The following is a 7,258-nucleotide window of genomic DNA, read 5'->3' as shown; positions in this document are numbered from 1 at the left end:
CGAAGTTACCGCCGTTACCAGCCGGCTGGACGCGCGATTATCTCCTGCTGGTCGATGGCTGGGCCAAAGATGCCGACGCCAACACCGCCTTCGGACAATCCGTTGAGCCGCTACCTTTCCATGCCATGAGCGCTTACCCGTATCGCGCAAATGAACACTACCCGGACGATGCGGCGCATAACGCATACCGGAAGAAATACTTGACGCGGCCCGCTCTCCGCCTGATCCGTCCGCTCACCTGATCGAGTCATGCGAATCTACTTTGCTATCGCCGGCGCGCTGTTGATCGGCGCTACCGCGTTCCGCGGCGGAACGGCAAATCCGCCGGTTGCCGGCCAAATTCGTTTCACCGATATCACGCAAAAAGCGGGTATCCGCTTTGTCCATCACAGCGGTGCAACCGGTAAGATGTATCTGCCCGAAACCATGGGCTCCGGTTGCGCCTTCATCGATTACGATGGCGATGGCTACCCTGACATTCTGCTTCTGAACTCGAAAGACTGGACGCCTACCGGTAAACACTACTTCAGCGCGCTCTATCACAACAACCGCAACGGCACCTTTACCGACGTGACGAAGGGCAGTGGCCTCGATGTCGAGATGTACGCGATGGGCGTCGCGGTAGCCGACTACGATAACGACGGAAGGCCCGATCTCTACATCACGGCTCTCGAAGGCGATCGGCTCTTTCACAACGAAGGCAACGGCAAGTTCCGCGATGTTACCGCGCTATCCGGAATCAAGAATGCCGGTTTCGGCACGAGCGCGGCATGGCTCGATTACGACCGCGACGGCAAAGTCGACTTATTCGTCGCGAACTACGTTCAATGGTCGCCGCAAAACGATCCCTGGTGTTCGCTCGACGGGACACATAAGTCCTACTGCACGCCCGACACATCCAAAGGATTGCCTTCGAAGCTATACCGCAACCTGGGAAACGGCAAATTCCAGGATGTGACCGCGAAGGCCGGCATTCTGGACCCAAAGAAGGAAAATAGTAAGTCACTTGGTGTACTAGTCGTCGACTATAACAACGACGGATGGCCCGACTTATTCATCGCTAACGATACCCAGCGGAACAAGCTCTACCGGAATAACAAAAACGGCACGTTCACCGAAGAAGGCGAGAGTGCCGGCGTGGCTTACGGAGAGGACGGCAACGCCCGCGGCGCGATGGGCGTCGATTGGGCCGACTACGATCACAGCGGCTGGCCCTCCATCGTCGTCGGTAACTTCTCTAATCAGATGCTCGCAATCTATCACAACGAAGGGACGGGCCTGTTCACCGATGTGGCCGCGTCTTCGAATGTCGGCCGCGCCACCATGCTCGACTTAACCTTCGGCGCCTTCTTCTTCGATTACGACTTAGATGGATACGCGGATATCCTCGCCGCCAACGGACACACTGAAAACGACATCGAACGCGTGCAGCCGAAAGTCCAGTTCAAAGAACCGCCGCAGCTCTTTCACAACCAACAAGGCAGAGGATTCGAAGATGCAAGCCGTTCGGTTGGACCCGACTTCATGCGTCCTCTAGTCGCGCGCGGGTCCGCTTATGCCGACATCGACCGCGACGGCGATCTCGATGTCCTCATCACCAATAACGAAGGTTCACCTGTCCTGTTCCGCAACGACGGGGGCAATCGCAATAAGTGGCTCAACCTCCGTCTTCGGGGGACTAAGTCGAACCGGAGTGCGTTAGGCGCCACGGTGCGGATTGAATCGGCGTTAGGAAAACAATGGAACACCGTTCGTTCCGGCGGCAGTTACTGCTCCCAAAGCGACCTGGCTCTCACGTTCGGTCTCGCTCAAGACCCCGTCGTCAAGACGATCGACATTGAGTGGCCAGGCGGCACAAGACAACACTTCACCAACATCGCGCCGAATCAGTTCCTCCAAATCGACGAGATACGCGGCATTCTCAAGTAGCGAAGCGATACAATCGAAAACCATCGAATGTCCATTCCGCGCGTGTCAGGAGGCGCTTACCGCTTCCTTGTCGCCCTTTTCGTCTTTGCCTTTGTATACCAGGCTGGAGTCTCGTGGGCGAACATCCACGACCTCATCTATAGCCAAATCCTCATCCGCCAGCCCTTCCAGTTTGGCTTTCGGATGAATGAAATCTCAGGCATGACTCCGGAAGCCAAGGCCGCCGGCCTGAAGATGTTCGATCCCGTCCTGCAAGTCGACGGGCAGCCGCTGCATGGGCAGGATCAGCTTCTCGATATCCTGAAGCGGAAACGCCCCGGGGATTCTTTGCAAGTGGAGGTCCAGCGGCCTGGTCAACAACCTTTCACAGCCCGCGTCGGGCTTGCGCCGGTACGCCCGCGACCGGCGAACTGGAAAGAATGGCTGGTCACGCTCGCGGTTACGGTGGGCCTTCCGTTCCTGTGTCTCGGGCTTGGGTTCTGGGTAGCGTTCGCCCGTCCATGGGATCGCAACGCATGGCTGCTACTGGCCCTGATGATCAGTTTCTCCCAGTTCATTGTCGGCTTCTCCTGGGTATGGCCGCTGCCGGCGATCGGCTTTCTTTGGTATGCGGCGATGGGGCACTCTGATGGAGCATTGCTCATCTGGATGTTCCTCTTCGGCATCTACTTTCCTGAGCGCCTGCATCACGATCGCCGGCGGCCCTGGCTGAAATGGATATTACTCGTCCCGCTTATTGCGCAAACCATATTGATGTTTTGGTTCTTATGCGCCGTGGTATACAACTTCAGCTGGATCCAACCCGTCCGCGCCATTCTGGACTTCGACGTCCGTTTCAAGTTCACCGTGATTTTGCCCTATGCTGCGATCAGCGGTTTCTTTGCGGGTATCTTCATCCAAGGATCATTTGCCAAGACCCCCGACGCGCGCCGGCGCCTGCGCATTCTTTACTTCGGCACGGCTCTTAGTCTCACCCCCCTCCTGCTGGCTTCCATCTACGCGATCTATAAGGGCGGCGATATTTTCTTCGTAATTCCGAACTGGGTCGAAGTTATAACGCTACTCGCGGTTCTACTGTTTCCACTTACCCTTGCCTACGTTGTCGTTGTACAGCGAGCCATGGAAGCGCAGATGGTCATCCGTCAAGGCATCCGCTATGCACTGGCGCGCCGCAGCCTGTGGTTCATCCGCGTGCTTCTGATCGCCGGCGCATCGTTCTATATCAGTTATGCCTTCAGCAGTCATCGCCGCCCCATCGATCGCGTCCTCGCGATCGCCTCGCTCACTTTCGCGGTTGTCCTGCGTAGGCGGTTCTCCGATGCCGCTTCCGCATGGGTGGACCGCCGCTTTTTCCGCGAGGCCTATCAATCCGATCTTGTACTTAGCGAACTGAGCATGGACGTTCGCCGCATTACCGATTCTCACCAACTACTCAGCACCGTCGCGGCGCGCATCTCCGCGACGCTCCACGTTTCGCGCATGGCTATCTTCGTTAAAAATGAAGATCGCTTCTGCGTAAGTGAAACCGTCGGCCCCGAACCCGTGAACGCCTACTGCCTGCCCGCTCAATCGCAGTCCGTAAAGCTACTTTCGGAAGCTGCTTCTCCCGAGCGCGTGTACTTCGACGACCCGCGCAGTTGGGTGCACGCAGCCGCCGAGGATGAACAACAAAAGCTGCGCGACTTAGATGCCGAAGTCTTACTTGCCTTACCCGGACGCGAAGCTCTGCTGGGCCTGATCGCGCTCGGTCCGAAGCTATCGGATGAGCCCTACTCGCCCTCCGACCTTCGCTTGTTGCAGTCGGTAGCCAGCCAGACCGGTTTCGCACTCGAGAACGCCCAGCTACTGCAAACCGTGGCTCGTGAAACTGCATCGCGCGAGCGTCTCAATCGTGAGATTGAAATCGCCCGCGAAGTCCAGCAGCGCCTCTTCCCGCAAATCTGTCCGCCCGTGCCCGGATTGGATTACTGCGGCCATTGCCGTCCGGCTCTTGCTGTCGGCGGCGATTACTATGACTTTCTCCCCCGCTCGAACGAACGCGTCTCGATCGCGCTCGGCGATGTTTCCGGCAAAGGTATTTCGGCCGCGCTGATGATGGCCAGTCTCCATTCGCTTATGCGCGGCCAGATTGCCGCTGGTTTGGATAACCTTTCTATCTTGCTGGAGAACACCAACCGCTTGATCTACGAATCCTCCACGTCGAACCGTTACGTCACCTTCTTCTACAGCGAATACCATAGCCGTTCCCGCGTTCTGACTTATGTGAACGCCGGGCACAATGCGCCGATCATTCTACGTGGCGACCAAGTTATTCGTCTGGAAGCTTGCGGCCCGGTAATTGGGTTACTTCCCGGAGTCGAGTACACAACGGCCCAGTATCAGTTCGAGCCGGGCGACATCTTCGTGCTGTACACCGACGGCATCAGCGAGGCGATGACTCTAGAGGAAGAAGAATGGGGTGAGGACGGTCTGATTGACGCCATCCGAACCGCCGGGGATCGACCCGCGGATCAGGTTCTTCTGTCGGTCTTCGGGGCGGCGGATGCCTTCACCCGCGGCGCCCCACAGTACGACGACATGACCCTGATTGTTGCGCGCGTTCAGTGAAGCGATCGTGCGCGATTAGCCACATCCGGCCTACGGATACAGCGTCGGCAGACCCATATTTGAAACGATGCAAATGCCGCATTCTACCCTGTGACTCGTTGGACACGCCACATCCAGTCACATCCTGTTCAATCCGGCAAGGCGGAGCCTATATGAGCGGTAGGCACGCGGGTGTTTTCGCGACTAACGCTTTTTGGTGGGAGCCTTCGTCGCGGCCGGCGGCGGAGCGGCCTCTTCTTCCTCTTCATCTTCGAGATCATCCTCATCCTCGAGATCCTCGTCGCCTTCTTCGTCGTCCTCGTCCAGTTCCTCTTCTTCGTCTTCTTCTTCCTCGGACACGCCGTCCACCTCTTGCATCAGCTGCGCAGCGATGCCGGTCAACTTACGGTCAGTTTCCGCTTCCTCTTCTTCCGTTTGCCGCAGCAGTGACGCAACCTCCTCGTTGCCGATCCCTTCCGCCAGAGTACGCACGGTTCCGTAGCCGGAAACCTCGTAGTGCTCGACTTTCTGCGCGGCGCCGATCAACATCAGGTCCTTGATCGAACCCTCGGCGTCTTCCTGCGTCTGTTCCTGTCCTTCTTCGATGAGGCCCTTCATCGCCAAACACGGCTTCGACTTGGGCTTCCGGCCAAGATACCCGAATACCTCTTCGAGGCGCGTAATCTGGCCTTTCGTCTGTTCGAGGTGCTCGGTAAATGCGGCTTTCAGATCGGGGCTCGAAGCCGCCTTGGCAAGCTTGGGGAGCGCCTTGGTGATCTGTTTCTCGGCGTCGTACAGATCTTTGATCTCTTCGAGCAGTAAGTCTTCTAAAGTTTCGATTGGCATACGCACCTCAGGAGCACTGAGGGTGCCACGAACCGGTGTTTTCAGAACGGAAGCGTACAATCCTCAGTCGCCGAGACGGACCACTAACTTACCGGTGTGGGGATCGCCGGAGTGTAGCAAGCTGAGGAAAGCAGCGGGCGCCTGGTCCAACCCCTCGACCACCGTCTCGTGGCTCGCGAGCTTGCCGCTGAGCAACGCCGGAATCGCCTCGGCGTGGAAGGCCGGAAGTTCCGGGAAATAGTCCGTCACGATGAACCCCTGCAGACGGATCCGTTTTCCAATCGCAAGCCCCAGATTGCGCGGCCCCGGAACAGGCCTGTTGTATCCGGCGATCGCTCCGCACAACGCCACCCGGCCGCGCATCTTTAGACTGGAAAGCGCCGCTTCTAGTTGTGGACCGGCTGTATTGTCAAAGTAAACGTCGATACCTTCCGGCGCTCCCTGGCGCAGGTGCTGGGCAGGATCGCCATCGTTGTAGTTGAACGCATAGTCGACGTTAAGCTCGCTCCGTAAGAACTCAATCTTTTCGGTTGAACCGGCGCTCCCGATCACGCGGCACCCGTGCAGTTTCGCGAACTGGCAGGCAACGTTTCCTACGGCGCCCGCGGCCCCGGAAACAAATACGGTCTCGCCATCCTGCAGACTAGCAGCCTTGAACAGCCCGCCCCACGCGGTCAGCCCGGTTACGCCTAAAGTTCCCAGAAAGGCGGTGAGCGGCGCGCCTTGCGGATCGAGCGCTTGTACGTGCCCGGCGGGAGCCACAAACGCCTCGCGCCACCCAAACGAACTCAGAACCAGCGAACCCTCCGGGAGATTGTCGGCCTTAGACTGCACCACTCGCCCGATCGCAGCGCCTCCCATGGCTTTTCCAATCTCGAAGGCAGGAACGTACGACGGACCTTCGTTCATGCGCCCTCGCATATACGGGTCAACGGATATAAACAGATTGCGCACCAGGACTTCCCCGGGTCCAGGGTCCGGCAAATCCACAGTGTCAAAGCTGAACTGTTCGAGCGAGGGTTCGCCGTGCGGACGGCTGGCTAGACGGATTTCACGGCTGCGTATTGGCACGGGCTTTTAGATTCGCCGCGTAGAGCCGCCGATGCAGCTGTTAGAGACAAACTGGTTCCGGTGCGCAGCTATGCGTTGCTTTAGTTCTTGACGGTCATCGCTTCCGAATCGACGGCCTTCTTTCCGGTGACGCCCTCAAGCCCCGACAGGATGCCGCGGTAGTCGCCCTTTTCTGCCCGGAATGCCGCGCCGCCTTTCTTCCCGTTGTCGTCCCAGGTAAGACCGACATAGTGCTTCTTCGACTTGCTGAGCGCCATCAACGCCCCGACGCCTAGTGAAACGATCGCGAGCCCGATCGCCGCGCCGACACGCCGGTGAACGTCTTGGCCGTAACTGATCTCGGTGACGGCCTTACTTGGAATCACCAGCACGTCCGACTTATCGTGAGTCAGCCGAATTTGATTCTGATCGATGTGAATACGAAGGTTTTCACCGGTTTTCATATCTCCGACGGAGCCGCCGTCATAATGAACTTCGAAGCCGCTCTCGGACGCCGTAGTTACTGCTGGAACAACAGCGCAAAGTAAGATTGCTATTAAAACTCGCATAGTGGTCTGTAACAGGTATCACGGATCGGTAGAGTGCTGCAATGGATATCAATTGTCTACGCATGCATTCGCTGCGATAGAGTACCCTCGCAAGCGTAGTCGACTCCTAGCGAGGCCGCCAAAGCAAGACTCCGAGGGCGGAAGGCACGCCTTACACTCAGCAAGAGATGTCTGAACCACCGATCAATCTGCAGAGCAACTACCCTGTGCTCGCCGAACAAGACGCCGAGTGGAAGCAGCTGCTGCACGATGCGGTCGACCGGTTCGCGCCTCCATCG

General features: G+C 57.9%; 6 protein-coding genes. 3 read left to right on the top strand and 3 right to left on the bottom strand.

The annotated features are described in order from the left end of the window. From H1Y01_RS00680 to H1Y01_RS00670, 3 genes are all read left to right on the top strand, one after another. On the top strand, positions 1–242 hold a 242-nt coding region (locus H1Y01_RS00680; protein ID WP_180538170.1), incomplete at its 5' end, for a hypothetical protein. A 7-nt stretch (positions 243–249) separates the two neighbouring features. Next, positions 250–1,929, top strand: coding sequence for a CRTAC1 family protein (locus H1Y01_RS00675; RefSeq protein ID WP_180538169.1), 1,680 nt, complete (start codon positions 250–252; stop codon positions 1,927–1,929). Between the two features lie 27 nt (positions 1,930–1,956). Next, positions 1,957–4,536 (top strand): SpoIIE family protein phosphatase, encoded by a 2,580-nt coding sequence (locus H1Y01_RS00670; RefSeq protein ID WP_180538168.1) that lies wholly within the window; start codon positions 1,957–1,959, stop codon positions 4,534–4,536. A 183-nt stretch (positions 4,537–4,719) separates the two neighbouring features. Here the strand turns inward: H1Y01_RS00670 and H1Y01_RS00665 are convergent, their stop codons facing one another. From H1Y01_RS00665 to H1Y01_RS00655, 3 genes are all read right to left on the bottom strand, one after another. Further along, positions 4,720–5,361, bottom strand: coding sequence for a ferritin-like domain-containing protein (locus H1Y01_RS00665; RefSeq protein ID WP_180538167.1), 642 nt, complete (start codon positions 5,359–5,361; stop codon positions 4,720–4,722). A 63-nt stretch (positions 5,362–5,424) separates the two neighbouring features. Further along, the gene (locus H1Y01_RS00660) at positions 5,425–6,432 is read right to left on the bottom strand and encodes an NADP-dependent oxidoreductase (RefSeq protein WP_219341151.1); all 1,008 of its coding nucleotides are present in this window, start codon (positions 6,430–6,432) and stop codon (positions 5,425–5,427) included. Between the two features lie 80 nt (positions 6,433–6,512). Beyond that, complete coding sequence (locus H1Y01_RS00655) at positions 6,513–6,980, bottom strand: hypothetical protein (RefSeq protein WP_180538166.1); 468 nt, start codon at positions 6,978–6,980, stop codon at positions 6,513–6,515. Between the last annotated feature and the right edge of the window lie 278 nt (positions 6,981–7,258).

The sequence above is a fragment of the Nevskia soli genome (genome assembly GCF_903970205.1).
GTDB lineage: Bacteria > Acidobacteriota > Terriglobia > Bryobacterales > Bryobacteraceae > Bog-113.
The sequence above is the reverse complement of the archived record's forward strand: the minus strand, read 5'-3'. Positions and strand labels throughout refer to the sequence as shown.

What these genes read in the sequence shown, in the direction of transcription:
- H1Y01_RS00675 (WP_180538169.1), top strand. Translation starts at nt 250, where the DNA reads ATGCGAATCTACTTTGCTATCGCCGGCGCGCTGTTGATCGGCGCTACC.
- H1Y01_RS00670 (WP_180538168.1), top strand. Translation starts at nt 1,957, where the DNA reads ATGTCCATTCCGCGCGTGTCAGGAGGCGCTTACCGCTTCCTTGTCGCC.
- H1Y01_RS00665 (WP_180538167.1), bottom strand. Translation starts at nt 5,361, where the DNA reads ATGCCAATCGAAACTTTAGAAGACTTACTGCTCGAAGAGATCAAAGAT.
- H1Y01_RS00655 (WP_180538166.1), bottom strand. Translation starts at nt 6,980, where the DNA reads ATGCGAGTTTTAATAGCAATCTTACTTTGCGCTGTTGTTCCAGCAGTA.